29 protein-coding genes and 1 pseudogene are annotated in these 25,970 nt (G+C 54.6%); 17 read left to right on the top strand and 13 right to left on the bottom strand.

Annotated features, from left to right (window positions below; genetic code table 11):
* Nucleotides 1-135 precede the first annotated feature (135 nt).
* From AAC621_RS05615 to AAC621_RS05625, 3 genes are read left to right on the top strand one after another with little or no spacing between them, the layout of a single operon-like run.
* Entirely contained in the window at nt 136-903 is a 768-nt protein-coding gene (locus AAC621_RS05615; RefSeq protein WP_340252975.1) for an SDR family oxidoreductase, read from the top strand.
* Nucleotides 904-922: 19 nt separating this feature from the next.
* Complete coding sequence (locus AAC621_RS05620; protein ID WP_340252977.1) at nt 923-1,579, top strand: enoyl-CoA hydratase/isomerase family protein; 657 nt, start codon at nt 923-925, stop codon at nt 1,577-1,579.
* On the top strand, nt 1,576-2,772 hold the full coding sequence (locus tag AAC621_RS05625) for a TIGR03862 family flavoprotein (RefSeq protein ID WP_340252979.1): 1,197 nt from the start codon (nt 1,576-1,578) through the stop codon (nt 2,770-2,772). Before AAC621_RS05620 ends, AAC621_RS05625 begins: the two co-directional genes overlap by 4 nt.
* Here the strand turns inward: AAC621_RS05625 and holA are convergent.
* The 3 genes from holA to AAC621_RS05640 form a co-directional block, all read right to left on the bottom strand.
* The gene (gene holA / locus AAC621_RS05630; RefSeq protein WP_340252981.1) at nt 2,769-3,794 is read right to left on the bottom strand and encodes a DNA polymerase III subunit delta; all 1,026 of its coding nucleotides are present in this window, start codon (nt 3,792-3,794) and stop codon (nt 2,769-2,771) included. The two genes, AAC621_RS05625 and holA, sit on opposite strands and share 4 nt — an antisense overlap.
* 14 nt (nt 3,795-3,808) lie before the next feature.
* Nucleotides 3,809-6,367, bottom strand: a complete 2,559-nt coding sequence (gene leuS / locus AAC621_RS05635; protein WP_340252983.1) for a leucine--tRNA ligase — start codon at nt 6,365-6,367, stop codon at nt 3,809-3,811.
* 109 nt (nt 6,368-6,476) lie between these two features.
* Complete coding sequence (locus tag AAC621_RS05640) at nt 6,477-6,965, bottom strand: DUF3576 domain-containing protein (RefSeq protein ID WP_340252985.1); 489 nt, start codon at nt 6,963-6,965, stop codon at nt 6,477-6,479.
* Between the two features lie 297 nt (nt 6,966-7,262).
* Here AAC621_RS05640 and AAC621_RS05645 point away from each other — a divergent pair, with 297 nt between their 5' ends.
* The 5 genes from AAC621_RS05645 (at nt 7,263) to mtaB (ending at nt 12,144) form a co-directional block, all read left to right on the top strand.
* Nucleotides 7,263-8,135: a porin gene (locus AAC621_RS05645; RefSeq protein ID WP_340252987.1), complete on the top strand. Its 873-nt coding sequence runs from the start codon at nt 7,263-7,265 to the stop codon at nt 8,133-8,135.
* 108 nt (nt 8,136-8,243) lie between these two features.
* Nucleotides 8,244-9,161, top strand: coding sequence for a glycosyltransferase family 8 protein (locus AAC621_RS05650; protein ID WP_340252989.1), 918 nt, complete (start codon nt 8,244-8,246; stop codon nt 9,159-9,161).
* Between the two features lie 338 nt (nt 9,162-9,499).
* Nucleotides 9,500-9,979, top strand: coding sequence for an acyloxyacyl hydrolase (locus tag AAC621_RS05655; RefSeq protein ID WP_340252991.1), 480 nt, complete (start codon nt 9,500-9,502; stop codon nt 9,977-9,979).
* Nucleotides 9,980-10,033: 54 nt separating this feature from the next.
* The gene (gene dapF / locus AAC621_RS05660) at nt 10,034-10,879 is read left to right on the top strand and encodes a diaminopimelate epimerase (protein WP_340252993.1); all 846 of its coding nucleotides are present in this window, start codon (nt 10,034-10,036) and stop codon (nt 10,877-10,879) included.
* Nucleotides 10,876-12,144 carry a tRNA (N(6)-L-threonylcarbamoyladenosine(37)-C(2))-methylthiotransferase MtaB gene (gene mtaB, locus AAC621_RS05665; protein WP_340252995.1) on the top strand — a complete coding sequence of 423 codons (1,269 nt, stop codon included), beginning with the start codon at nt 10,876-10,878 and terminating at the stop codon, nt 12,142-12,144. Before dapF ends, mtaB begins: the two co-directional genes overlap by 4 nt.
* Here the strand turns inward: mtaB and AAC621_RS05670 are convergent.
* The gene (locus AAC621_RS05670; RefSeq protein ID WP_340252997.1) at nt 12,089-13,468 is read right to left on the bottom strand and encodes a phosphatase PAP2 family protein; all 1,380 of its coding nucleotides are present in this window, start codon (nt 13,466-13,468) and stop codon (nt 12,089-12,091) included. The two genes, mtaB and AAC621_RS05670, sit on opposite strands and share 56 nt — an antisense overlap.
* A 227-nt stretch (nt 13,469-13,695) precedes the next feature.
* Here AAC621_RS05670 and AAC621_RS05675 point away from each other — a divergent pair, with 227 nt between their 5' ends.
* Nucleotides 13,696-15,363, top strand: a complete 1,668-nt coding sequence (locus tag AAC621_RS05675; protein WP_340252999.1) for an ArnT family glycosyltransferase — start codon at nt 13,696-13,698, stop codon at nt 15,361-15,363.
* Nucleotides 15,364-15,392: 29 nt separating this feature from the next.
* On the opposite strand, the gene AAC621_RS05680 is transcribed toward AAC621_RS05675, so the two are convergent.
* The 3 genes from AAC621_RS05680 to AAC621_RS05690 all read right to left on the bottom strand — a co-directional run bounded on the left by AAC621_RS05680 (nt 15,393) and on the right by AAC621_RS05690 (nt 17,202).
* Entirely contained in the window at nt 15,393-15,689 is a 297-nt protein-coding gene (locus tag AAC621_RS05680; RefSeq protein ID WP_340253001.1) for a lipid-A-disaccharide synthase N-terminal domain-containing protein, read from the bottom strand.
* Entirely contained in the window at nt 15,689-16,447 is a 759-nt protein-coding gene (locus tag AAC621_RS05685; RefSeq protein ID WP_340253003.1) for a glycosyltransferase family 2 protein, read from the bottom strand. The genes AAC621_RS05680 and AAC621_RS05685 overlap by 1 nt, the downstream gene beginning before the upstream one ends.
* Nucleotides 16,448-16,641: 194 nt before the next feature.
* Complete coding sequence (locus AAC621_RS05690; protein ID WP_340253005.1) at nt 16,642-17,202, bottom strand: TlpA disulfide reductase family protein; 561 nt, start codon at nt 17,200-17,202, stop codon at nt 16,642-16,644.
* A 41-nt stretch (nt 17,203-17,243) separates the two neighbouring features.
* Between AAC621_RS05690 and argH the strand changes: the two genes are divergently transcribed.
* From argH to AAC621_RS05710, 4 genes and pseudogenes are all read left to right on the top strand, one after another.
* A complete protein-coding gene (gene argH, locus AAC621_RS05695) occupies nt 17,244-18,635 on the top strand; it encodes an argininosuccinate lyase (protein WP_340253006.1) in 1,392 nt (463 codons plus the stop codon).
* On the top strand, nt 18,635-18,760 hold the full coding sequence (locus AAC621_RS05700; RefSeq protein ID WP_340253008.1) for a hypothetical protein: 126 nt from the start codon (nt 18,635-18,637) through the stop codon (nt 18,758-18,760). Before argH ends, AAC621_RS05700 begins: the two co-directional genes overlap by 1 nt.
* A 157-nt stretch (nt 18,761-18,917) precedes the next feature.
* On the top strand, nt 18,918-19,388 hold the full coding sequence (gene greA / locus AAC621_RS05705; RefSeq protein WP_317656815.1) for a transcription elongation factor GreA: 471 nt from the start codon (nt 18,918-18,920) through the stop codon (nt 19,386-19,388).
* Nucleotides 19,389-19,517: 129 nt separating this feature from the next.
* Nucleotides 19,518-19,751: pseudogene (locus AAC621_RS05710) on the top strand (hypothetical protein); the annotation flags it as partial.
* Here AAC621_RS05710 and AAC621_RS05715 read toward each other — a convergent pair.
* Nucleotides 19,748-20,623 (bottom strand): molybdopterin guanine dinucleotide synthesis, encoded by an 876-nt coding sequence (locus AAC621_RS05715; RefSeq protein WP_340253010.1) that lies wholly within the window; start codon nt 20,621-20,623, stop codon nt 19,748-19,750. The pseudogene AAC621_RS05710 and the gene AAC621_RS05715 sit on opposite strands and share 4 nt — an antisense overlap.
* A complete protein-coding gene (gene mobA, locus AAC621_RS05720) occupies nt 20,620-21,222 on the bottom strand; it encodes a molybdenum cofactor guanylyltransferase MobA (RefSeq protein WP_340253012.1) in 603 nt (200 codons plus the stop codon). Before mobA ends, AAC621_RS05715 begins: the two co-directional genes overlap by 4 nt.
* A 66-nt stretch (nt 21,223-21,288) precedes the next feature.
* On the opposite strand from mobA, the gene AAC621_RS05725 reads away from it, so the two are divergent.
* Together AAC621_RS05725 and AAC621_RS05730 are read left to right on the top strand one after the other, a co-directional pair.
* Entirely contained in the window at nt 21,289-22,008 is a 720-nt protein-coding gene (locus tag AAC621_RS05725; RefSeq protein ID WP_340253014.1) for an AzlC family ABC transporter permease, read from the top strand.
* Nucleotides 22,005-22,337, top strand: coding sequence for an AzlD domain-containing protein (locus tag AAC621_RS05730; protein WP_340253016.1), 333 nt, complete (start codon nt 22,005-22,007; stop codon nt 22,335-22,337). Before AAC621_RS05725 ends, AAC621_RS05730 begins: the two co-directional genes overlap by 4 nt.
* On the opposite strand, the gene AAC621_RS05735 is transcribed toward AAC621_RS05730, so the two are convergent.
* Nucleotides 22,334-22,798, bottom strand: a complete 465-nt coding sequence (locus tag AAC621_RS05735) for an Lrp/AsnC family transcriptional regulator (RefSeq protein WP_340253018.1) — start codon at nt 22,796-22,798, stop codon at nt 22,334-22,336. The two genes, AAC621_RS05730 and AAC621_RS05735, sit on opposite strands and share 4 nt — an antisense overlap.
* A gap of 64 nt (nt 22,799-22,862) precedes the next feature.
* A complete protein-coding gene (mscL, locus tag AAC621_RS05740) occupies nt 22,863-23,288 on the bottom strand; it encodes a large conductance mechanosensitive channel protein MscL (protein WP_340253020.1) in 426 nt (141 codons plus the stop codon).
* Nucleotides 23,289-23,529: 241 nt separating this feature from the next.
* Between mscL and AAC621_RS05745 the strand changes: the two genes are divergently transcribed.
* Together AAC621_RS05745 and rnhA are read left to right on the top strand one after the other, a co-directional pair.
* A complete protein-coding gene (locus AAC621_RS05745) occupies nt 23,530-23,994 on the top strand; it encodes a DUF3429 domain-containing protein (protein WP_340253022.1) in 465 nt (154 codons plus the stop codon).
* The gene (gene rnhA / locus AAC621_RS05750) at nt 23,987-24,436 is read left to right on the top strand and encodes a ribonuclease HI (protein ID WP_340244250.1); all 450 of its coding nucleotides are present in this window, start codon (nt 23,987-23,989) and stop codon (nt 24,434-24,436) included. Before AAC621_RS05745 ends, rnhA begins: the two co-directional genes overlap by 8 nt.
* Here the strand turns inward: rnhA and fmt are convergent, their stop codons facing one another.
* Together fmt and def are read right to left on the bottom strand one after the other, a co-directional pair.
* Entirely contained in the window at nt 24,437-25,354 is a 918-nt protein-coding gene (gene fmt, locus AAC621_RS05755) for a methionyl-tRNA formyltransferase (protein WP_340253024.1), read from the bottom strand.
* 2 nt (nt 25,355-25,356) lie between these two features.
* Nucleotides 25,357-25,893, bottom strand: a complete 537-nt coding sequence (gene def, locus AAC621_RS05760; RefSeq protein ID WP_445322491.1) for a peptide deformylase — start codon at nt 25,891-25,893, stop codon at nt 25,357-25,359.
* Between the last annotated feature and the right edge of the window lie 77 nt (nt 25,894-25,970).

Below are 25,970 nucleotides of genomic sequence, written 5' to 3' on the forward strand. Positions count from 1 at the left end.
CCAAATATATTTTGAATTCATCTTTGACATTCAGAGGCCCAACGGCGACACCGACAGTATGTTCCAATGTTTCGTCCCCTGCGCTTAAGGTCAAGCGCCGATCCGCCTGCCCAAGAAATAGAAAGCCCCGCGATCATGTCTCATCTCTTTGAAACCGACCTATCGGGAAAAACCGTTGCAATCACAGGCGCAAGCCGTGGGATTGGGGCAGAAACGGCCGCGCTCTTTGCGCAGTTAGGCGCAAAAGTTGCATTATTGGCGCGCTCAGGAGCGGATCTAAAAAACGTGGCAAACTCAATCGGTGAAGGGGCGCGGGCCTATCCCTGTGACTTAAGTGAGATAGGCAAGATTGCCCCGCTCTTTGACGAGATCAAAGCCGAGCTTGGCCACATTGATATCTTGATCAACAATGGCGCGCTGATTGCGCCCATCGCCCGCATGGGGGAGGCAGATTTGCAGGCGTGGGATAATCTGATGCGGGTGAATGTCACAGGGTTATTTGCAACCACACAGGCCTGTTTGCCCGATATGGTGGCGCGCGGCGTAGGCACCGTCATCAATATTTCGTCAGGGGCTGCGAAAAATGCCTATGAGGGGTGGAGTGCCTATTGTGCGTCAAAGGCGGCTGTGGCGATGCTGACACAAAGCCTTGATTTGGAATATCGTGATGCAGGTATCCGTGCGCTTGGGCTGTCACCGGGGACTGTTGCCACGCAGATGCAACGCGATATTCGGGCAAGTGGGATGAACCCCGTGTCGCAGATTGATTGGGCTGACCATATCGCGCCCCATTGGGTGGCGCGCGCGCTCTTGTGGATGACCACATCCGAAGCGGATGGGCATCTGGGCCAAGATATCAGCCTGCGCGATCCCACTTTGCGGAGCAAATTGGGGCTTGTGTGAGGCGAAAAGGAATTTTGCGATGATCAGGTTAGAGAGTTTCCCAGAAAGCTTGCCCCAAAGCCAAGCACCGCTGTGGCGCGTGACGCTTGATCGTCCCGACAAAGCGAATGCCCTGACCGAAGATATGCTTGCCACCTTGGTCAACATCGCCAAACAGGCACAGGCGCATCCCAACTTGCGCGCGTTGGTTATTACAGGGGCCGGCGAAAAGGTCTTTTGTGCAGGTGCGGATTTGGACGCGGCCCGCGCGGGTTTGGCTACCTCGCCCCTCTGGGAGGCGTTGTCAGGCGCGATTGCCGCGCTGCCCTGCCTGACGATTGCGGCTCTGAATGGCACATTGGCAGGCGGCGCTATGGGGATGGCATTAGCCTGTGATCTGCGCCTTAGTGTTTATCGCGCCTCATTTTTTTACCCTGTCTCAAAACTTGGGTTTTTGCCGCAGCCCTCAGACCCCAAACGTCTGACTGCGCTCATAGGCCCTGCGCGCACAAAATTGCTACTGCTGTCAGGCTCAAAATTTACCTCAAAAGAGGCCCTGTCCTTTGGGCTGATTGACAAAATCGTGCCACAAGAGGCGCTTTGGCAGGAAGCACAACATATGGCCGAGGCCGCGATTTCAGGCAAAGCCGAGGTGCTGCGCGCCATCAAGGCGATGATCCCTGACGGCAGAGCATGACGGGCGAACGCGACCCTATCACATTGGACGTGATGATCATCGGCGCGGGGCCGAGCGCGCTGATGGCTGCCGATTATTTGGCCCATACTGGGCGGCGGGTTGTTTTGATGGAGGGCAAAGCCTCCCCTGCGCGTAAGTTTCTCATGGCGGGAAAATCAGGGTTGAACCTCACAATGGACGAACCGCTTGAGGCGTTTCTTGCGGCCTATGGGCCTTCGGCGACGCCGCTTGCACCGATGATCCGCGCCTTTGGCCCTGAAGAAGTTATACGCTTTACCCGCGATACATTAGGGCAGCCGATCTTTACAGGCAGCTCACGGCGTGTGTTCCCCAAGGCGATGAAAGCCTCACCCATGCTGCGCTCCTGGTTGCAGCGCTTGGGCGGGCAGGGCGTGGAGATTTGGCGCAATTTCACATGGGATGGATGGGGGTCAGACGGGGCGTTTCGCTTTTCTACAGCAGAAGGGCCGCGTGAGATCACAGCCACCACAACACTCTTGGCCCTTGGGGGCGCGAGTTGGCCGAATTTAGGCGGGCGCGGCGAATGGCTTGAATATCTGAGCGCGCGCGGGGTCGAAACGGTTCCGTTTCAGCCAATGAATATGGGGTTTCATATCAAATGGTCAGACCATATGCGCCCGCATTTTGGTCATCCGCTCAAATCCTTGATCTTGCGCGCGGGCGGAAAATCTGTGTCAGGTGAGATCGTGATCTCCGCCAAAGGCATTGAGGGTGGCGGGGTTTACCCCCTCTCGCGCGAGATGCGAGAGGGGGCGATGCTCAGCCTTGACCTCTGCCCTGACCGCAGTCTGGACGATGTTGCGGCGCGTCTTGAAAAAGGGGGCAGGCGCAAAGACAGTTTGTCGAATATCCTGCGCAAATCCCTTGGGATAGACGGGGCAAAGCGCGCAGTTTTGTTCGAAATGTGCAAATCCCTGCCCACTGAGCCGAAAGCGTTGGCGGAGCGCATCAAAGCTTTGCCCATCCCCCACAGCGGCCCGTTTGGATTGGATCGCGCAATCTCTAGTTCGGGCGGGGTCGCATGGTCTGCGTTAGACGAGACTTTGCAGCTTCGCGCCCTGCCGAATGTCTATTGTATAGGCGAGATGGTCGATTGGGATGCACCCACGGGTGGCTATTTGCTGACAGCCTGTTTTGCCACGGGCCTTTGGGCAGCGCGTGCAGCAGCCTAGCGCGCGTTGCGCGACATCATGGCCAAGCGGATTAGACTACGCTCCATCACCGCCAATTGCGGGGCTTGTGAACTTGAGCGGAGGGTCAAATCGGTCTCGATCAGGCTTTGCACCGCATCCTCAAGGCGTGTAACGCCCCAAGCCTGCGCTTGTTTGACCATGCGATCCCTGCGCGGGCCAAAGACCCCTGTTTTCGGGGAAAACCCAGCCGCTGGCCCCTGTGGATGGCAGGCAGCCACATGCAGCGTGCGAAAATGGCGCAAGGCCGCGATACAAAGTGCAACCGCCGTGACCCCCTGACCACCAAGCCGTGCCATCAGGGCGCCAACACGCGCATGGGCGCCTTCGGCAGTGGCGTGTAAGATTTCGTCAATCTCCGCATCAATCGTGGCAGGCGCCAATGCGGCAATCTCCGCCGAAGAGAGAGGGCTCTCATCGCCCAGTTTATAGAGGGCCAGCTTTTCCAAGAGCTGCCTGAAATCGCCAGGATCAAGCGTGCGGGCGAGGGCGGCCAAGTCACGAGAGGCATCTTGCGCGATTGCAGATAGCCCCGCCTTTTTCAATTCGGCCTCGACCTCAGCCTGACTGGGCGGATCATCATAAACGGCGATACAAAAAGCCGATTTTTGGGTTTCAAACAATTTTCTCAGCGCCGAGCGTGGTGTCAGTTGCCCTGCGGCCACAATGATTTGGGCGTCACCTGCAGCCCATGCGTTTATGGCGCTTGTGATTGCGGCGGCGGCGGCATCTGTTGCATCTTCGACAAAGACGGCACGCTGACCTGGAAAGAACCCTGTCGCCTTAATCGCGTCTAAAAGAGCAGCAGGATCACTGCGCAAAGATGCCCCCATCATACGGGTGAGGCGCATTTCGCCTTCGGCATCTGGCCCCAAAAGATTGGCAAGCAGGTCTTGGCGCTTAATCGCCACCCGCATCGCATCTGCCCCATAGATCAGAACACCTGCCGCCCCTGTATCAGGGCGGGTGATAAACCGCGCCGCCTCTGAGGTGGAAAGCTTCATCGGGTTACATTGCCTTAAATAACGACATTCACAATCCGCCCTGGCACAACAATCAGCTTGCGGGGCGCGCGACCTTCAAGCGCCTTTGCCACAGCCTCATCCGCCAGAACCAATTTTTCAACCTCTTCTTGCGGTATGTCTTTCCCAACGGTCAGTTCTGAGCGGCGTTTGCCGTTGATCTGGATGGGCAAGGTGACGGTATCGGACACCAACATCGCCTCATCGGCTTTGGGCCACGGTGCAGTGGCTACCAAACCAGACCCGCCCTGACGCGCCCAAATTTCTTCGGCCAAATGTGGGGTCATTGGTGACATGAGCTGCGCCAAGGTCAGGATCGCCTCACGCTGTGCGGCGGCCGAGGCGTTCGATTTCGCCAAAGTGTTGGTAAAGGCATAAAGTTTGGCGATAGCCGCATTGAAGCCAAAGCTTTCAATGCCGCTTGTCACATCAACAATGGCGCGATGCATGGCGCGCAGTAGGTCTTGATCGCCTGAGCCTGCCGCATCTTTCTGCATATCCGCAATTTTTTCGCTCAAGGCCCAGACACGGCCCAAATGTTTAAACGCGGCTTCTGCCCCCGCAGCCGTCCATTCCACATCACGCTCGGGCGGGCTGTCAGACAGAACGAACCACCGCGCGGTATCGGCGCCATATTGGGCGATAATCGCGATTGGATCGACCACGTTGCGTTTTGATTTCGACATTTTGGCGGAAGGGATGATCTCCACCTCGCGGCCATCCTTCAAGAAACCTTTGCCTTCGCGCAGCTCGACTTCTTCAGGGAAATGATAAACGGGGCGACCATTTTGATCACGGGTTTTATAGATCGCATGGGTCACCATGCCTTGGGTGAACAGCGCGTTGAATGGCTCGGCGCATTTTGCGGGCAAATGCCCTGTCTTTTGCATCGCGCGCGCGAAGAAGCGCGAATAAAGAAGGTGCAAAATCGCGTGCTCAATCCCGCCGATATATTGATCTACATTCATCCAATATTCGGCCTCGGCGGCATCGGTGGGCGTTGCAGCGCGCGGCGCTGTGAAGCGGGCGTAATACCACGAGCTGTCCACGAATGTGTCCATCGTGTCGGTTTCACGCTGAGCAGGCGCACCACAGGACGGGCAGGCGCAATCGCGCCAAGTCGGGTGACGATCCAGCGGGTTGCCTGGAATGTCGAAACTGACATCGCGCGGCAATTCGATGGGCAGGTTTTCTTTCTTCTCAGGCACCACACCGCAAGCCGCACAATGCACCACGGGGATCGGACAACCCCAGTAGCGTTGGCGGCTTAAGCCCCAATCGCGCAAACGGAATTTGGTCACGCCTTGACCCCAACCCTTCGCCTCAGCGAGATCAATCGCGGCATCTACTGCGGTGTCACCTGTTTGCACGGCCTCACCTGCAAAGCCGCGAATATAGCGCGCACGCTCGGCTTTGGTTGGCACGAAGGCTTCAGCCAAGGGGGCTTCTTCCATGCCCTCGGCCACAAAAACGGGGGTGATGGGCAGATCGAACTTGCGCGCAAATTCAAAATCGCGCTGGTCATGGGCGGGGCAGCCGAAAATCGCGCCCGTGCCATAATCCATCAAAATGAAATTCGCGATCCAAACGGGCAATTCCCAGGACGGATCAAGCGGGTGGCGCACCCGCAGGCCCGTATCACGGCCCTTTTTCTCGGCTTTTTCCAAGGCTTCGGCAGTTGTTCCCCCCTTGCGGCAGTCTTGGCAGAATGCGGCAATCTCGGCGTTTTCTGCTTCGAGTGCTTTGGCCAAGGGATGATCGGGGGAGATGCCTACAAAACTAGCCCCCATCAGCGTATCAGGGCGGGTGGTGTAAACATCAATCGTGCTGTGACCATACGCAGCTGCGGTTAGCTCAAAGCCGAATTGCAGCCCGCGGGATTTGCCGATCCAATTCGCTTGCATCAGGCGCACTTTTTCGGGCCAATCGTCTAAACCATCCAGCGCGCCAAGCAAATCATCGGCCATGTCGGAGATTTTAAAGAACCATTGCGTCAGCTCACGCCGTTCTACGTCAGCACCCGAACGCCAGCCTTTGCCATCGATGACCTGTTCATTGGCAAGAACCGTCATATCGACCGGATCCCAATTCACCACCGCGTTTTTGCGGTAGACCAAACCCTGCTCTAGCATATCAAGAAACAGCGCTTGTTGCTGTCCGTAATATTCAGGATCACAGGTGGCAAATTCCCGATCCCAATCAATCGACAGGCCCAAGGGTTTCATCTGGCCGCGCATTGTGTCGATGTTTTGATATGTCCAATCGGCAGGGTGGCCGCCATTTTCCATCGCGGCATTTTCGGCAGGCATCCCAAAGGCATCCCACCCCATAGGATGCAGCACATTAAATCCAGTGGAAGATTTGAAGCGTGCGATCACATCACCCATCGTGTAATTGCGCACATGGCCGATATGGATGCGCCCCGATGGGTAAGGGAACATCTCAAGCACATAGTATTTTTCACGCGCAGGATCGCGCTTGGCCTTAAAGATTGCGGCCGCATCCCATGCCTGCTGCCATTTCTCTTCAATCTGGGACGGATCGTAGCGCGACATTGCGAACTCCTGAAACATGGGGCTTTCGGGCCAAACGGATATAATCGGGCGCGTGTTTAAGCCGCCCGCTTGAAGAGGTCTAGGGGGATGGCGTGAATTCGCCGCGTGATTACAGGCCCGAGTCGCGGATGCGCAATTGGCGGGCGCGGGTCAAAATCGCATCTTCGATCTGACGCGTGGTTTCGAGGCTGACAGGGCCACCGCGCGTGGCCAACGCAACGCGCAGCGCACGCGCATCTAATGCGGGGTCACTGACATAGACCGTTGCGCGATAGGCTGTGCCGCCGCCTGGCGGGGTACCATAGCCAAAATCAATCACGCCTGAGAATGGATCGGCTGATTCAATCGGCAAGAAGTCTAGCACTTCAAGCGTGGCGTTCCAGATGTAGCGATTGACTTCAACGGTGACATTCGGGTCATCTACGTTTTGGAACAAATCCCAGATGGTTTCGCGCTGTGGCTCTTGTGCGTCTAGCGCGGCGCGCTGTTCTTCGGCGGCGTCAGACCCGCCCAAGCTGCCACCCAACCGCCCGCAAGACGCAAGCGCCAGTGCGGTCGCAACAACCAAGATAGCTTTGCCAAAGCTCGAAAATGCCATGTGACTTTGCCCTTTCGTCCATACTGCGCACTGCGTGCAACGCGGGGGGCAAATGACTGCGCCCGATGCGTGCCTCTTGGTAACTTAGCCCCGCCATTGCGGCAAGGACTTTGATATTATCATAAAATTAGACCTAAATAACACACTGTGGCATCTGTGCATCACAGTTGTTCAAGATGAAAATATCCGTGACGGCGGCGTTGCAATGCGCGGCTCTGTACGAGAGATAGGGGCATACCCAATTCGGATCTAGCCGTTTTGAGGTGCATCTTAGAAACCAAATACGAGGGAAAAACCATGAAAAAGGTTCTCTTCGCTACCACTGCTCTGATTGCAACCGCAGGCGTTGCATCTGCAGATATTGCCCTGACTGGCGGCGCCAACATGGGCTACAAGGATGACGGCACTGTTGCCGGCAGCCATGCTGAAATCGACTTCAACATCGTCGCTTCTGGTGTCTCCGACAATGGCATCTCTTTCGGCGCCTCGTTGGACATCGATGGCGACACAACACGCGCCACATCCGGCAACACCTTCGGCGAAAACGCAGGTGACACCGAAGTCTACATCTCTGGCGACTTCGGCACCATCACCATCGGTGACGTGGGCCATGCTACTGACCTCGACATCACTGAAGCAGGCTTCGACGGCATTGGCGCTGAAGATTTGGCTCACTCCGACACCACCACCGGTCTTACTTCGGATATCAAGTACTCTTATTCGATGAACGGTGTTACTTTGAACGTAACTTACGACACCGTATCTGACGATACGGGTGCCACTATTGGGTTTAGTGCAGCGGGCTTCGGCGTAACTGTTGGTTTCGCAGAAGATGCGAACACATCCGACTCGATCTCCGTAGGTAAAGTAACATATGACACAGGTGCTGGTCTGACGCTCGCAGCGATGGTAAGCAATTACGATGACTCGGACACCAACACTGGTGACACATCGGGCGCTGGTATTGCGGTTTCTTATGCTGTGAACGATGCATTCACCATTGTTGCAGTTGCTTCCCAAAATGACGAAGGCAGTGCTGCTGCGGACACAGACGCACAGGGCTTAGGCTTCACATACAACATGGGCGGTGGCTTGACCCTCGCTGGTGGTGTGGGTGAAAACTCTGCTAACCAGAGCGTCTTTGACCTCGGCTTCAACATGAGCTTCTAATCCTAACGGATTACTTGCTTCGGAAAGAGCGCACTTCGGTGCGCTCTTTTCTTTTGTGAGCTTATCGCTTAGCAAGCTCCTCAATAATGGACCAGAGTGCTACAAATAATGAATACTGTGCCAACCACGCCAATCTTATATTGCTTTGACGATGGCTTCACTGAGTGCTCACTTGTTTCGGCTTATCAAGCTTTAAAATTATCTCCAACAAATACAGAGGTGTACCTAGTCCATAACAAACTTACTCCTCTGAACTTTCAACGTGTTAATAACTTCGCAAGCAAATTTAGCTCGCGTGTCCACTCTCGCGAGTTTATTGAGGAACTTCCCAAGATCAAAGGCACGCACTTCACAAATTTTGCTTTAGCTAGGCTGTTTGAGATCATGCGTTTCAACGATAAGGTTTTGTATTTAGATGGGGATACCTTACCAAGAAAACCTCTAAATGGTCTGCTATCAATGGACATTGGCGGCAAAGCCATTGGGGCTGCAATTTGTCCTACACATATTTCTTGGTGGTATAAAAGTTTAAGCTCATTACGACCTGGTCATAAACGCAACTCAAGCATAGTTTCACTGCGCCTTTCCCAGCTCAAACTTAGTACCATTGAGCATTACGTTAATTCTGGAGTGATGTTAGCTGATCCTAGTGCAATCCGCCGTCTCAACCTAGAACAAGGTTTTATAGATGTTGAAACGGCAGCTCAGTGCCGATGGGCTGATCAAGATCATATTAACATGATATGCTCCAACAGCATTCAACTCATAGACAGCACGTACAATTCAATATGGGGCAATTTAGCTTTACGAAACAGTGTAATCCCGCGAGCATTGCAAGCGTCACAACACGAAGCTATGACTGATCCAGTGATTGTTCATTTTGCTGGGAAGCAGAAACCTTGGCGACATGACAAGCAAAGAATTGGGATGAAATTACGTCAGCTGACCACTAGACGTGTGGAAAGAAAATTTACTCAAGAATGGCTGCAAGCCAGAGATCAGCTATACGCATCTTTGGGCGAGTGATTACCTAAGCTGCTCTCAAGCCGTTCTATCCTCAGCTCGCACCGCTCCAATGACGCACTGCCTGCCATATTCTTTTCGAGCCATAGCTTATGCTGCAGTTCACGCTGCAACTGGCGCCGTAATGCATCTGCCGACATCGCTTTGACTGGCGGCGCTGCTGCAGGTTTGCGCTACGTTGAAGATGGCGGCGCCAACACAAGCTGATCTCGGCTTCAACATGGCATTCTAATCCTCACGGATTAATTGCTACGGAAAGGGCGCACTTCGGTGCGCTCTTTTCTTTTGAAGTCATTATAACTTTCATATATCGGAATAGCTGAGAAGACTTAGGGACGGCAATGATACGGTTCACTCTTTCTACGCTCGCTTGGGCCATCGCTCTCAGCGCGCCCATAGCGGCTTTTGCAGATAACTCAGTCATCGGCTTTGTACGCGATCCGAACAACCGCGGCACAGGCGTTGTGGCCGAGTATCATTGGACAGGCGCGTTAGCCGAGGGTGATCGCTTCACCGCGGGTTGGGCTGGCTCGGTTTTGGCAGACACCAATCACAACGGATTTGTGGGGTTTGGCGTCTCGGCGGAATATCAGATCAGTGGCCAAAATTTCATCGAGGCCAGCTTTATGCCTGGATATTTCAAAGAGGGTGACGTTGATTTGGGGGGCCATATGCATTTTCGCAGCATTCTTGGGATTGGCACCAATATCACCGACATTGCTGCGCTTTCATTCGCGTTTAGCCATATCTCAAACGGCGGCCTAAATGATCGCAACCCCGGCATGGATATGGTCATGCTGCGTTTGACCCACCGCTACTAATCGGCACAAAGATTCGAGTCCCATTCACCGCGCGCTTGCGCTATAGGCGCATCTATGTCTGAGCCGCACACATATATCGGCCTGCCCTTCATGAAAATGCACGGGCTTGGCAATGATTTTGTCGTCATGGACGCGCGCAAGCGCGAGGTCACCGTGACGGCTGATTTGGCGCGCGCGCTTGCAGATCGTCATCGTGGGGTGGGGTTTGACCAGTTGGCCTTGATCCAAAACGATCACGAGGCGGATTTAGCATTGACCTTTTACAATGCCGATGGGTCACTCTCTGCAACCTGTGGCAATGCGACACGCTGCATCGCGGCCTATGAAATTGCCGCACATGGCCTTCATCAGATCCGCTTGCGCACAGAACGCGGGATTCTGATTGCGCAGGATCGCGGCCACGGCCTGACCGCTGTGAATATGGGCCCCCCGCTTTTGGAGTGGCAGGATATCCCTTTAGCCGCGGCGATGGACACGCTGCATCTGCCCCTAGACGGGGATCCTGTTGCGACGGGTATGGGCAACCCCCATTGCAGTTTCTTTGTGGACGATGCCGAAGCGGTGGATTTGGCTGCCCGCGGTCCCGAAGTTGAACATCATCCGCTGTTCCCTGCGCGCACCAATGTACAATTCGCCTCACTCATAGGGCCAGATCATCTGAGGATGCGGGTCTGGGAACGGGGAACGGGCATCACCCTTGCCTCTGGATCATCCTCTTGCGCGGTGGCGGTTGCCGCGGCGCGGCGAGGCCTGACAGGTCGTGCGGTGAAACTGACCCTTGATGGGGGTGATATTTGGATTGAGTGGCGCGAGGATGGCGTTTGGATGACAGGGCCAACGGCCCATGTATTCACCGCTGAATTGACCGCAGATTTCATAAGTTGCCTGCAAAATCCATGACAAAGCCACCTGAATTTCGAACGCTTGGGTGTCGGCTCAATGCCTATGAGACGGAAGCGATGACCGATATGGCCACTACAGCGGGCCTCAGGGATGCAGTGATCGTCAACACCTGCGCCGTAACGGCTGAGGCCGTGCGCAAAGCGCGCCAAGAAATCCGCAAGGTGAAGCGCGACAATCCAAGCGCGCGGATCGTGGTGACAGGCTGCGCCGCACAGACCGAGCCTGAAACATTTGCCGCAATGGACGAAGTTGACCTCATCATTGGCAATCGCGAAAAGATGGAACGTGCAACATGGGCCAAGCTCAGCGGCCCTGATTTCATCGGCCAAACCGAAAAGGTCATGGTGGATGATATCATGTCTGTGCGCGAAACAGCCGAGCATCTGATTGATGGCTTTGGCACTCGCGCGCGCGCCTATGTGCAGGTTCAAAATGGCTGTGATCATCGCTGCACCTTTTGCATCATCCCATTTGGACGCGGCAATTCACGCTCCGTGCCTGCGGGTGTGGTGGTGGATCAAATCAAACGCTTGGTCGACCGCGGCTATTTTGAGGTGGTGCTCACAGGGGTTGATCTGACCTCATGGGGGGCGGATCTCCCACAAGCCCCCCATTTGGGCGATTTGGTCATGCGTATCTTGAAACTTGTTCCCGATCTGGCGCGCCTGCGGATTTCCTCTATCGACTCCATCGAAGCTGATCCGATGTTGATGGAGGCCATCGCAAACGAACCCCGCCTGATGCCTCATCTGCATCTGAGCCTTCAACATGGCGATAATTTGATCCTTAAGCGCATGAAGCGCCGCCATGCACGCGAGGATGCCATTGCCTTTTGCGAGGAGGCGCGCCGCCTGCGGCCTGAAATCAAATTTGGCGCAGATATCATCGCAGGCTTCCCGACAGAAACCGAAACACATTTCGAAAATTCCCTCAAATTGGTTGAGGAGTGCGGGTTAACATGGCTCCATGTGTTTCCGTTCTCACCGCGCCAAGGCACGCCAGCGGCACGGATGCCACAATTGCAAAGCGCCACAATCAAAGACCGCGCGGCACGACTGCGCGCCGCAGGGGATCGGGCGCTCGCCCAACATTTATCGGGCGAGATTGGCAAAACCCATCAGATTTTGATGGAAAATCCGCATCTTGGCCGCACCGAAGACTTCACTGAAGTCAGCCTCAATGTGGCGCAAGAAACAGGACAGATCATCACCGCCACAATTTCAAACCATAAAGACGGGCGGCTTGTTGCTGCACCGCTGTAAAAAGGCGTGGTCGTTCATCACCCATCATCCAAGGCCATAAAACGATTGCAAAACCCGAGGTGAACAAAATGGCCAATGTGGCATCAGACGCGAAATGTGCCCCAGCCGAAACGCGTTGCAACACAGATATCAGCGGCACAGCAATGGCCAGCGCATAGAGGAAAGTCTTGGTTCTAGGGCCGAAATACAGGCGGTTTACATAAGCGATTAGGATCAAAAAGAGCGCCAAAGCGGTTGCCCCCGAAACCTCGCCTGAAACAAACGAGCAATTGCTAGCGCATTGATCAGTCGGCCAAAAAGCAGGGGTGAATTGGCCAGATCCCCCAAAATTTTCCACCATCGCAGGGCGGGCGCGACCCCAATATTCTTTAAGGATCATATTAACAAATATGCCTGGACCGAGGATCATCACTGTCGCCCAATACGCCCAAGCCCGCGCATTGAGAAAAAGAATATTGCATCGCAAAACCAGTGCAAAAACAGCCGCAAAAAGAGAGGCAAGCGCAAGGAAGTGCATGGTATTCATCAGCATGTGCCGAACAAGTTGTGCTAATGGCCAGTTCGCGACTGGAAAGGCACCACGGCTGTCATAAAAGAGGCCTGAAATACCAAGGTCAAGACTCGGAAACAGCGTAAACAGCGCCGCTGCAATCCCAAATGCCGTGAACCAAAGGCCCTTAATCTGCTTTCTTGTGAGGTATTCAAGCCGCGCAAGGCGCTGCACAGGGATCCGCTGCAAACTATCGATTGCATTCCTTGTATTGAGACGCACCAAGGTCATAGTCCTGCGCCACATCGCTAGCGTCAAGCGATCAAATGCTAACGCGAACAGCGCGCCTGCTAGAACCTGCCAATAAGTATGCGCGCCAACACTGATACGCGACCCGCCAACAAAAGCTGCAGAAAGCACAGCAAAGCTTTTTGCAATGGGATTACCTCTCAAACACTCTTGCGCGAGGCGGGAAGCCCCAAAGGTTGCGCTGGCTGTGTGTCCTGAGGGAAACCCCTGTATTCCGCCATTAGGTCGCTGATTGATCTCTGACTCACCTAATGTCCGCTTTTGCAAATGAACAACTGTCATTAAGCCCGCAAAACGCGCCAATGCCTCAGGGGCATTTCCGTTCACTGCGGAGCACCCCAAAGCCATCAACGGCAGCGCAATTTGTAAATTATCGCCCGTCTTTTCCATTCGACCAGCCGACAACAGAACCACAGCTGCCAGCGCTAAAGACACAACCAGCCCGCGCAAAGCGCGACCAAAACCAAGATGCAATGCCATCTTGGCAAAAGATACAAACTGGCGCGCAATTTCCAAGATTTTCATCAAGCCGGGACTGTTTTTTTGACGCATTAGACTTCACGTTATATTTGCGCAGCTGTGGCCCCGCTGTTTCAAATTCAAACAGTGCACCAGTTCCAAAGGCTTTGCAACGGCTGCACTCTGCATGGAATATGGGACTGTTTCTTATGTTGGTTTTCGCTATAAGAACAGGCACACAATGGGGATGTGACAGCGCCCCCCAGGTTGTCGGAAGATTGGGGTTTAGAGAGATGAAAGCGCACTCACATTTGAACAAGCAGACCGCATTGATCGCAGTTCTTGTGGGCGTGTCACTGATCACCTTTCTACCTGGCTTTTTTTCACTCCCCATTTTAGATCGTGACGAGGCGCGATTTGTTCAAACTTCCGCTCAGATGGTTCAATCAGGGGATATAATTGATCTGCGCCTTGGCGATAGCCCACGCTATAACAAACCTGTGGGCATTTATTGGCTGCAAGCTGGCTTTGCATCTTTGACAGGCGCCCCCGAAGTCGTTCAAAGTTATCGCGCAATTTCGCAAATTGGCGCGCTTGGTGTAGTTTTGATGACTTTTGCAATAGCGCGTCTTGTATTACCAATCTCAGGGGCTTTTGCTGCGGCTGCTTTGATGGGTTCGACCCTCGTCTTGGGAGGCGAGGCGCGCATCGGCAAAACGGATGCGATGCTACTCTTCACTATCCTGATGGCAATTTATGTGCCGCTGCGCGCAGCATTTCAGGCGGAAGCGCGAGACGGCACAATTAAATTTGATGAGACTAAGCCCATCGGCTGGTTGTCCTTCGTCATGTTTTGGGGCGCGCTTAGTGCAGCTGTGCTCATCAAAGGGCCAATTGTATTTGCTGTTACGTTGCCGCTTTTACTTTTTATTTGGGTTAAATCGCGGAGTGCGGCAATCTTTTCCTACCTGCGCAGCAGTCTTGGCATCTTGTTCTTTTTGGCGCTTGTATTGCCATGGTATATTGCAATTACAATCCAAAGTGACGGCCAGTTCTGGCATGCGTCGCTCGTACGCGATTTCCTAGGGAAAATCCACCAAGAACAAGAAAGCCATGGCGCCCCTATCGGAACTTATTTAGCGCTATTTTGGATAACATTTTTCCCCGCATCAATGGTTTTTGCAGCCACTCTACCCGCAATTTGGCGGGCACGCCGCAGCCTTTGGATGCAAATGGCACTTGTTTGGGTCGTGCCTATGTGGATCGGGTTCGAGCTAGCATCAACCAAGCTACCGCATTACGTAATGCCCACCTACCCAGCAATCGCAATCACCGTGATCTGGGCTGCATGGCGCGACTATGAAGCCAATCAAGCCCAGTCAAAATACGCACGCATACTAGCCGCAATTATTGGTCTTGTTCCGATCGCAGTGTTAGGCGCCTTTGCTTACGGCGCAGAAATGGTGCGCAGCACATTATCAATTCATTTTTATATTGGCGCAGGTTTGACAGTCATCTTCGTGCCGATATTTTGGATCATGATTGTGCGGCGTGCGTGGCAAGGTATTGGTATTTTCGCCTTCGCCGTCAGTTTTTCAATTGCATTGGCGCTCTACCCCTCGCTCGCACGAATGGAGCGTCTATGGCCATCAAACGCGCTCGCGGCCGAGGCAAATCTCGCACCTAATTGCGAATTCTGGGTCGCAGGGTATTGGGAGGCCTCTCTGCTCTTTCTGACAAACCGTAACGTCAATTTTGCATCAGGCGCCGATGTCGCCGAGCAATTCAACCGCGCATTTGAAGAAGGACACTGTATTCAAGCAGCGATTGCCAACACTGAATTGGCAGAATTTGTCGCGGCCCAGCCCAACCTAACCCCAATCAAACAGCTCGACCTATTCAATTTCGGCGATGGAGAAGATATTGTTTTCAACCTATTTGTGGCCCAATCACGCAGCTGATCGATGCCTAATATCTTAATTGTCGCTGGCTATGGCTTTTTGCGGTGAATGAACCACAAATTCCGAGTATAAATCAGCAAGCCTAAAGCCTGACCCAAAATGAAAACAGGATCCTGACGATGGATGGCGTAGGACAACAGCATAATCCCACCCACTAGCGAAAAATACCAAAACGCAATTGGAATGATCGAGGCTTTTGCACGCTCGGATGCGATCCACTGCACCAAGAAGCGACCCATAAACATGGCTTGCGCTGCAAAACCGAACAAAACCCACATGGCCTCTACGTGGGTCTCGACCCGCAAAACTTCAATTAGCCAATCCATTAGTGATCCTGTTGAGGAGATTGCGAACTGTCGTTGACCACGCTGCACTGCTTACGCCTCCGTATCAGCCAGATCACCCCCAGCAAATCGACCAATCCTTCAATGGCGCGTTCAAAATTTGTGTAATGGGACTGACCGCCCCAGCGGCTTGCGTGGTCTACGTCAACATGGGCGATAAGCCAATTGTCACGCAGAAAGAGCGCAGGCAAATAGCGGTGCATGTTGCGGAAAAATGGAAGGCGAAGATAGGCATCGCGGCGAAACGCTTTGAGGCCACACCCTGTATCCCTCGTTCCGTCTTTCAACAAGGAACCGCGTAATTTATTCGCAAATTTAGAGGCAAGGCGCTTTGAAAGTCGGTCCTGTCGCTTCTTCCGTTGCCCTGCAACAAGTCCTAACATACCCGATTGATCTTCCGCGAAAACAGCCAAGAGCTTTGGAATTTCTGAGGGTGGGTTCTGCCCATCCCCATCCAAAGTGCAAATGATATCACCCTTTGCCACCGCAATGCCGCTATTTAGCGCAGCCGATTGTCCGCCAGACCGATCATGACGCAAGCACCGCAATTGGGGAGTCGCGCGACACTGATCACGTAAAATCTCTGCCATGCCATCGTCTGAAGCATCATCAACGACGATGATCTCGAATTCCCCAAGCTTGTCACAATGGGTCACTATCTCTCCGATGAGCCGCGCAATGTTTTTAGCTTCATTTTTTGCGGGGATCACAACGGAGAAAGGGAGTGCAGCAGTAGCCATTCAATTCGGTCTTCGCATTGTTTAGAGCACTTTGACACGTAAAGGATATCCTCTACGTTGTCACGCAGTGCTTTTGTAATGCTTCCGCTATTTCAGAGGAAATCCTGGGCTAGCGGCGCATGAACTGCCCCCCAGACCGCTTAAGCTTTACCTGAAGCCAGCAAAAATGGCGTGAAAGACACACTTTGACGCATTTAGCTTGCTTCTTCCAAAAGCGCCTCGAAAAAGGCAAATGCCTCGGGGCTGTCCCAATGGGCATCCCCCATCAGCCGCGCAATCTCGCGCCCTTCGGGATCAATCACCAGCGTAATCGGCAGGCCCATCACCGACATTTGTCGCGCAATCTGTTGGTTGATGTCACGATACATCGGCAGATGTTCTACGCCAATTTCCTCAAAAAATCTGCGGATCGCCTGCGGGGAATTGCGCCCCGTGGCGAGCGTGACCACTTCAAACTGATCTGAGTCAAACTGACGTTGTAATGCCTCTAGGCTTGGCATTTCGTCACGGCAGGGCGCGCACCACGTTGCCCAAAAATTGAGAACCACATATTTCCCGCGATAATCGCTCAGACGCCCCTCAACTTCATCCTCATCGACAAAAGGCAAATCCGACACAGGCACAGGTTCAGACGCAATCACAAGCCCGCGCATATCCCCATCACGGGGCAGCTGCGAAAGATCTTGCGCAAAGGCGGCATTTGCACAGAAACCCAAGGCAATGTAGAGCAGGGCAATGATACGGCGCGGGAGCATCCTAGCGGCATCCTTTCTTTGATCGGCGGATACAACAGAACATGGCACAGAAATCTTCAAACGCAATGTGGGGCGGTCGCTTCGCCGCAGGGCCAGATGCTTTGATGGAGGCGATTAACGCATCCATCGGCTTTGACCAAAGGCTCAGCGCGCAAGATGTCACTGGCTCACGCGCTCATGCTGCTATGCTCGCCGCCCAAGGCATCATCAGCAGTAAAGATGCCGAGACGATCAGGGAAGGCCTGCTCACGATCTTGTCAGAAATTGAGAGCGGCACGTTCGAATTTTCGACCGCGCTTGAGGATATTCACATGAATATCGAAGCGCGGCTTAAAACCCTGATTGGTGAGCCCGCAGGACGTCTTCATACGGCGCGGTCACGCAATGATCAGGTCGCGACCGATTTTCGCCTATGGGTGCGGGATCAGATGGATGCGGCCATTGAAGGGCTGCAGGCCTTGATCCGCGCGGCATTGGCGCAGGCCGAAGCGGGCGCTGATTGGGTGATGCCTGGCTTTACCCATCTTCAAACTGCGCAGCCCGTGACGTGGGGGCATCACATGATGGCCTATGTCGAGATGTTCGCCCGCGATTTATCGCGTTTTCAAGATGCGCGCGCGCGGATGAATGAATGCCCGCTTGGTGCAGCCGCCCTTGCAGGCACATCTTTTCCAATTGACCGCCACATGACCGCAGAAGCCCTAGGTTTCGACCGGCCTATGGCGAATTCCTTGGATGCGGTTTCAGATCGCGATTTCGCCCTAGACTATCTCGGGGCGGCCTCCATTTGCGCGATGCATCTGTCGCGATTGGCTGAAGAATTGGTGATCTGGTCTTCTGCACAATTCCGCTTTGTGACCCTGTCGGATCGGTTTTCAACAGGGTCTTCCATCATGCCGCAAAAGAAAAACCCTGATGCAGCGGAATTGATCCGCGCCAAAATCGGGCGGATCATGGGGGCGAATGTGGCCTTGATGATAGTCATGAAAGGTCTGCCCTTGGCCTATTCCAAGGATATGCAGGAGGACAAAGAGCAGGTCTTTGATGCTGCTGATAACCTCATGATCGCAATGGCCGCTATGGCGGGGATGCTTGGTGACATGAGCGCCAATAAGGACGCGCTAGAGCGCGCCGCCGCATCTGGTTTTTCAACCGCAACTGATCTCGCCGATTGGTTGGTGCGTGAATTGGGGTTGCCATTCCGTGAAGCGCATCATGTAACAGGTGCGCTTGTCAAAATGGCCGAGGATCGGGGCTGTGATTTACCTGATCTCGGCCTTGCAGATATGCAAATAGTGCACTCCAAAATCACTGCGGCCGTGTTTGATGTTTTGGGGGTTCACAACTCGGTTGCCTCGCGCCAATCCTATGGCGGCACCGCACCCGATCAGGTGCGCCTGCAAATTGCACGATGGAAAGAAAGGTTGGCGTGATGGGGCGCTCTTTTGCATCATGGATTAAACTGGGGCTATTGGCCCTGACTTTGGGTGGAACTTTGGCCGCCTGCGGCGCAGATGGCCCGCCTGCGCCACCAAGCGAAAACGCGGTGACCTACTAAGCCTGCGTGGCGTTTGGATCATTTTCTTGCGCCGAGTGTTGCGTTCTGCGTCTTGCCCGTTGAAACTAGGGCAAAGAGCCCCTAACGTCTGGGGTCAGACTGCTCATTTTAAGACGATTGACCATTCCAAGACCTAAGTTTGAGGCCCCGAGTTCCAATGGAAAAAATACCGATGACCCCGACAGGGTATAGCGCCCTTGATGCCGAGCTGAAGCATCTGCGTAGTGTTGAGCGCCCTTCTGTCATCAAGGCGATTGCAGAGGCGCGCGAGCATGGGGATTTGTCGGAAAATGCCGAATATCACTCGGCCCGCGAAAAACAGTCCTTCATCGAAGGTCGCATCAAGGAATTAGAGGGGATTTTGGGCCTTGCACAGGTCATCGACCCCAAGACCCTGTCTGGCCCGATTAAATTCGGCGCCACGGTTGTGTTGATTGATGAGGATACTGAGGAAGAAAAAACCTACCAGATTGTCGGCGAATCTGAGGCCGATATCGAAAAAGGTTTGCTCAATATCAAATCGCCCTTGGCCCGCGCTTTGATCGGTAAAGATGAAGGCGATAGCGTAGAGGTCAAAACGCCCGGTGGCAGCAAGGATTACGAGATCACGAAGGTGACCTACGTGTGATGATCCCCGCAGCAGTGCCTCACCCCAGATTGACGCTTGCGCATCGCTTCACGCGGGACAAGCAGATTTGGGTGGGCCGTGCGGTTGGTTTTCTTCAATGCGCCAATGGCGCGATGTCCTTTAGACTGCGCGATTGCATCGCTTGGCGGTATTCGAGATCGGTCTTCCATCGCGCTTTCCACTGGTCGGATGCGGCAAGACACAACCTTCCGCGAAGCAGTGCATCAGTATTTGCGCGAATTTGATCGCGTTTTCTGTCAGTTCGAGCAGGCTGCAACCGATGAAGATATTGTCAAACTCAGTGCCACCCGCAGCGCACGGGCCTGTATGTTGCTCGGGCGTGTGACTGGGATTTTTGACTAGGGCCCCAAGGCCGCATGGATCGCAGAGCGCAACAGCACCTCATGCCCCGCACCCAAAACACCGCCCTCCTCGGCATCACCATCGACAAGCATTTTTGCAAGATCATCAGGGGCCAAAGCGGCCAAACTCGCGGCAATCACCCGCACCTGTGCGGCATCTGGGATTTCGCCCGCTAAAGCATAATGTGCGATCTCTTTCGCCATCAAAGACGGCCAACATTCTGCCAACACGATAGGCCGCTCGATCCCGTCATAAGGCGCCACGGCAAGCGCCGACCCAAACTGCCCGCGCAAGGACTGCAATCTTGCGATCCCAAGGATCGCCTGAGATCCCACAGATCCCGTGGTGTAAAGCTTCCACCCCGGCTGCATTTTGTCATAGGCCAATTCAACTTTGCGCCGTTCTGGCAGATGATGTCCTTGGCGTAGGTCGCGCGCGGGCAGATCAGGGCAGGCCTGTGTTTTTGGCACGCACCAAAAGGGGCCAACCCCAGGAAAACGGCGGTTAAGCGCGCGGGCCACATCGAACCGATTATTCGCGTTGTCTGGCCCATCCTCAACCATCTGTGCAAAAAGCGGCCAAACCGATAGCGCATCGGCCTTGCCTGTCAGGTGCTTTGCAAAGCCCGCAGGGTAGGCGAAGGAAAAGTCAAAGGTCGCCAAGATGCGTTCATCCCGCATAAGGGTGTCTGTCATCAGCTGCTCAAGCGCGGCCATCGCATCGGCGCGCGTGCGATAATAGCTCACCTGTGGCGTTGCACCATGCGCCGAATGGGCAATGAAAATCGCGTCCTTCGTGGGGGCTTTGGGGCTTGGGGTAGCCCGTGCCGACCAATCGACCACCACGATATGATCAAAGCGTCCCGCGCTCATAAGGCCATCTCAGCGGCCTGTTCCAAATCAGCCTTTGTATTGATGTTGAAAAACACCTGTTCATGTGCATCAAGAGGGGCGGAAACCCCGCCCAATCGCGCCATGACATCGCGCATTTTGCGGCCACCCCCGCGCAATTCTGCCGCCAATGGATCGGCCAAATCCACATCCCATAGCGCAAATGTTGGATGTATGCCCCCGCTTTGATCCTGAGCAAAAACCAATGTGCCATGCCCTTGTGCGGCGCATAATTGCGCCACGATATCGCTTGGAAAAAACGGGCTGTCTGAGGCAAAGCTCATCACCCGCTGCGCCCCATGCATCTTGGCCGCGCGCAATGCTGCCAAAACGCCGCCAAGTGGCCCCATCGCGGCGAATGCGCCATCAGCAACCACATCAAGCCCAAGATCAGCATAAAGCGCGGGGTCGCCATTGGCGGAGAGGATCAAATGATCCACCTGCGGGCGCGCGCGGTCAATAACATGCGCATAGAGGCTTTGGCCCCGCAGCAGCAGCCGTCCCTTGTCCTGCCCGCCCATGCGACGCGCTTCCCCGCCTGCCAAGATCACGCCACAGATCATTGCTTTGCCCTTATCCATCCGCGCAGATTGCATCCTTCGCCCATCAAGGCTAGATCGCATGAGCAGAAACGACAATGGTGCAAGATGCGCAAAACCCCCTCAGACTCGGCCTATCTCTCTGGGATCATTGGTGGATTTCCGTTCCTATTGGTGCTCCTGCCATTTGGTCTGTTATTTGGGGTTCTTGGCACAGAAGCGGGTCTGCCCCTGTCGCAAGTCATGGGATTTTCTTTCCTTGTCATTGCGGGTTCGGCCCAATTCACCGCGCTGCAGCTGATGACGGAAAATGCGCCCGTCTTGGTGGTTTTGGCCTCTGCTTTGGCTGTTAATCTGCGCATGGCGATGTATTCAGCCTCGATCACCCCGCATTTAGGGGCCGCGCCTTTATGGCAGCGTGCGCTGTTATCCTACATGTTGGTCGACCAAACCTATGCAATGGCCATGCAAACCTATGAGGCACAGCCTGAACGCTCGGTCAGATGGAAAGTGGTCTATTTCTTCGGACTTGCGACCCCGATTTGCCCCCTGTGGTATGGCGCGACCTATGCAGGTGCAGTCTTAGGGGCAACCATATCACCTGAATTTGCACTCGATTTCGCAGTTCCGATCACCTTTCTTGCATTGGTAGCCCCCGCCTTGCGCACACTTGCGCATATCGCGGCGGCAATGACCTCGGTGGTTATGGCGGTCTTACTAAATTGGATGCCCTATAACCTTTGGTTGATGGTCGCAGGGATCACCGCCATGATCGTTGGCGCAGAGGTGGAACGGCGCATGAGCCGTGCAAAGGCGAAGCTGACATGAGCGCCTATTCCGAAACCACAGTCTGGCTGATCATCGCTGCGCTTGGCTGCGGCACCTATCTGGTGCGGCTGTCCTTTTTGGGAATTTTGGGTAACCGCGATCTGCCAGAATGGGTCTTGCGCCATTTGCGCTATACACCAGTGGCGATCCTGCCCGCATTGATCACGCCCTTGGTGCTATGGCCGCAAGCCACAGGTGGCGCGCTAGATGCCCCGCGATTGAGCGCGGCAATGGTGGCCTTGAGCGTGGGGCTCTGGCGCAAAAACGCCATCGCGGCTGTCTTTGCAGGCATGACCACGTTATACGGCGTGGGTTATTTCCTCGGCTAAATCGGCAAGGCTGTGGTTGAAAATACGTTTTTCAGAGCAAAGCTCGATTGCATCTTCGATACCCCTGGCAAACGGGCCAGATATTCGCGATGCACGCGGGCGAAATCTTCGCTGCCGCGTGCCACCACCTTTAGAAGATAATCCGCGCTGCCTGCCATAAGATGGCATTCCAACACATCTGGCACCCGCTTCACGGCCTGCTCGAAGGCCTGCAAAACCTCGTCTGCCTGTCCTGACAGGCTGATTTCCACAAAGACGGTTGTCATCCGACCAATCGCGCGGTGATCCACCAAGGCGACATAATCTCGGATGATCCCCTCCTGCTCCAAGCGCGTGATCCGCCGATGACAGGACGAGGCGGACAAATTCACCTGTTCGGATAGCTCCGCATTGGTGATGCGGCCGTTCTTTTGCAAAACTTCCAAGATTTTGCGATCCGTGATGTCCAACTCAAAACCCATATCATCTCTCGCTAAAACGGCTTGCGCCCCGCCATGGTGACGGGGACGCATGTTTTATTCGTGCTTACTTCTTGGCCAGAGCATCACGGATTTCAATCAGAATGTCCAATTCGCTTGGGCCTGCAGGGGCTAAAGCGGCTTCTTCCTTCTCTGCTTCTGTCATCGATTTGATGCGGTTGACCAAACGCACCAGCATGAAAACCACAAAAGCTACGATCAAGAAATTGATGACCGCCATCACAAATTTCCCAATCGCAAAAACAGGCGCGCCTGCTTCGAGCGCCACGGCAAGCGAGGTATAGTCATTTCCGTCTAAGGCGTAGAACCAACCCGAGAAATCAATCCCGCCCGTAAATATAGCGATCAATGGATTGATCAAGTCGCCCACGAGTGACGTTACAATCGCAGTGAAGGCAGCCCCGATGATAATCCCCACAGCCATATCCATAACATTGCCACGGGCAATGAAGCTTTTGAATTCTGCAAACATATCTTTCCCCTTCTTGGGCGCAGAGCGCCCTCTCCGTTTTTGAACCCATCCTGCCGCCGCATAGGTTTGCGGCAGATAGGGTCAGATTAGAGACAGCGGTGCCAATGGAACAATGGGGTTTGTGCAAAGTTTCAAAGAATTCCAAAAGCTGCGCGATGCCCGCCACTGGCAATCGAATGCTCAGCCATGGATGGCCCAAATGCGCTTGCGCGCTGCGCAAAGATGCGGGACAAGCTGAGATATGAGCAGCAGCGATCACATACCAAAGGCGGCATTATATTTAGGCTTAGCGGGGGTTTTGCCCTTTGCCTATGCCGCGCTGTGCTTGGTGATCCCCTCCGCCGCCCCCCTTGGCGACTGGCTTCTACCGAATTGCGCACCCGATATGCTGCTGCGCAATTATGGGATCGTGATCCTATGTTTTATGGCGGGGGTCATATGGGGCTTTGCTGTGCATGCGCCATCACCGCAGATGATGGGATATGGCCTTGCGGCATCCACGATCCCCGCATTGGTCGCGTTTTTCCTTGGATTTGGCCCAACCCATCAGGCTTTGCCAATCCTGATCATGGGCTTCTTGGCGCTTTTGCCCCTTGATGCATGGGCGATGCGTGCGGGCCTTGCACCGAACTGGTGGCTGCGGTTGCGCGGGCTTTTGAGCAGCCTTGTCATTTTGTGCCTAACACTGGGCGTCCTCTATGCCTGAGCTGTTCGCCTATACGGATGGGGCCTGTTCAGGCAACCCTGGCCCTGGTGGATGGGGTGCACTGCTGCAAGCCAAGACTGGCGATGCCGTTGTCAAAGAACGCGAGCTCAAAGGTGGTGAAGCAGACACCACCAATAATCGAATGGAGCTTTTGGCCGCGATCAACGCGCTTGAGGCGTTGGAGCGTCCAAGCACGATTACCGTGGTGACAGATAGCGCCTATGTCAAAGGCGGCATCACCGAATGGCTGCGCAGTTGGAAACGCAATAATTGGCGCACCGCCACAAAAAAGCCTGTCAAAAACGAAGACCTTTGGCGGCGTTTAGATGAGGCGGCAGCGCGCCATCAGGTAACGTGGACATGGGTCAAGGGCCATGCAGGCCATCCCGAAAACGAACGCGCCGATGCCTTGGCCCGTGCGGGCATGGCCCCTTTCAAATAATCACAAGCCCAAAATTGTCCCTGGGGGCAAATCTGTGCCACGCAAGAATTCGGCAGCGGCCATGCGCGGCTTGCCCTCGGGTTGCAGTTCGGTGATCTCGATCGCGCCCGTGCCGCACGCGATTGTCAGACCATCAATGACCGACCCTGCGGCAGCCCCATCGGGCCGCGCCTGCGCCCTTCGGCAGGCAAGGAATTTTAACCGCCGCCCCGAATGCGTTGTCCATGCACCAGGAAAGGGTGAAAGGCCGCGAATTTGGCGGTCAATCTCTGCGGCATCGTTCGACCAGTCTATAGCAGCCTCGGCCTTGTCGATCTTTTCGGCATAGGTCACGCCTTCATGCGGCTGCGGCACAGGGGTAAGACTGTCAAACTCGGCAAGCGCGGCAATAATCGCCTCAGCGCCAAGCTGCGAAAGACGATCATGCAGCGCGGCCGTGGTATCCTCCGCGCCGATTGACAGGGTGCGGGTCAATAAAACTGGACCCGTATCAAGCCCCGCCTCCATTTGCATAATGGAAATGCCTGTCTCATCATCCCCCGCCATAATCGCACGATGAATAGGGGCCGCGCCACGCCAACGCGGCAAAAGCGAAGCATGGATATTCACACAGCCCATGCGCGGCGCATCAAGCACCGCCTGAGGCAAGATCAAACCATAAGCCACAACCACGGCAATATCGGCAGCCCATGCTGTGAATTCGGCCTGTGCCTCGGCATTGCGCAAGGTTTCGGGATGGCGCACAGGCAGGTGCAGATCTTCGGCCAAAGCCTGAACAGGGGTCGCGCGGGGCTTCTTGCCGCGCCCCGCGGGACGGGGTGGCTGACAATAGACCGCGGCAATCTCATGCCCCGCCGCAATCAAGACGCGCAAAGGCGCACAAGAAAATTCGGGCGAGCCCATGAAAACAATGCGCAAAGCTACACCTTATCGCGCGCGATATCGCGCTTGAGCTTTTGCATCTTTCGGGTGATCAATTGCCGCTTCAAGGGCTTGAGATAATCGATAAAGAGAACGCCATCGAGGTGGTCAATCTCATGCTGCACGCAAGTGGCCCATAGCCCCGTAAATGTCTCGCGCCGCAAAACGCCATCGCGATCCAACCATTCCACTGTCACATCGCGCGGACGCTCGACATCAGCATAAACATCCGGGATCGACAAACAGCCTTCCTCGTGGATGTTTTTTTCATCCGAAGATTCCACAATCTTGGGGTTGAACATCGCGGTCGGGCGGGGTGTTGCCCCTTCCTCTTTGACGCAATCCATCACGATCACGCGCTGATCAATCCCAATTTGTGGCGCAGCCAGACCAATACCCGGCGCGTGATACATCGTCTTGAGCATATCATCTGCAAGAGCGCGCAACTCATCCGACAGGTCGGGCACATCTTGTGCGACCTTTTTCAGACGAGGATCAGGATGGATTAATATTGGGTAAATCATGGCCTGTGGCATAAGCGAATTCTGCGCCCCGCGCAACCAGCGCGGCTTGGATTTGCACAGGGCAGGCGCGCCTGATAGGCTGATGTGAG

It is taken from the genome of Roseobacter sp. HKCC-CH-9208 (assembly GCF_037805125.1).
GTDB lineage: Bacteria > Pseudomonadota > Alphaproteobacteria > Rhodobacterales > Rhodobacteraceae > M30B80.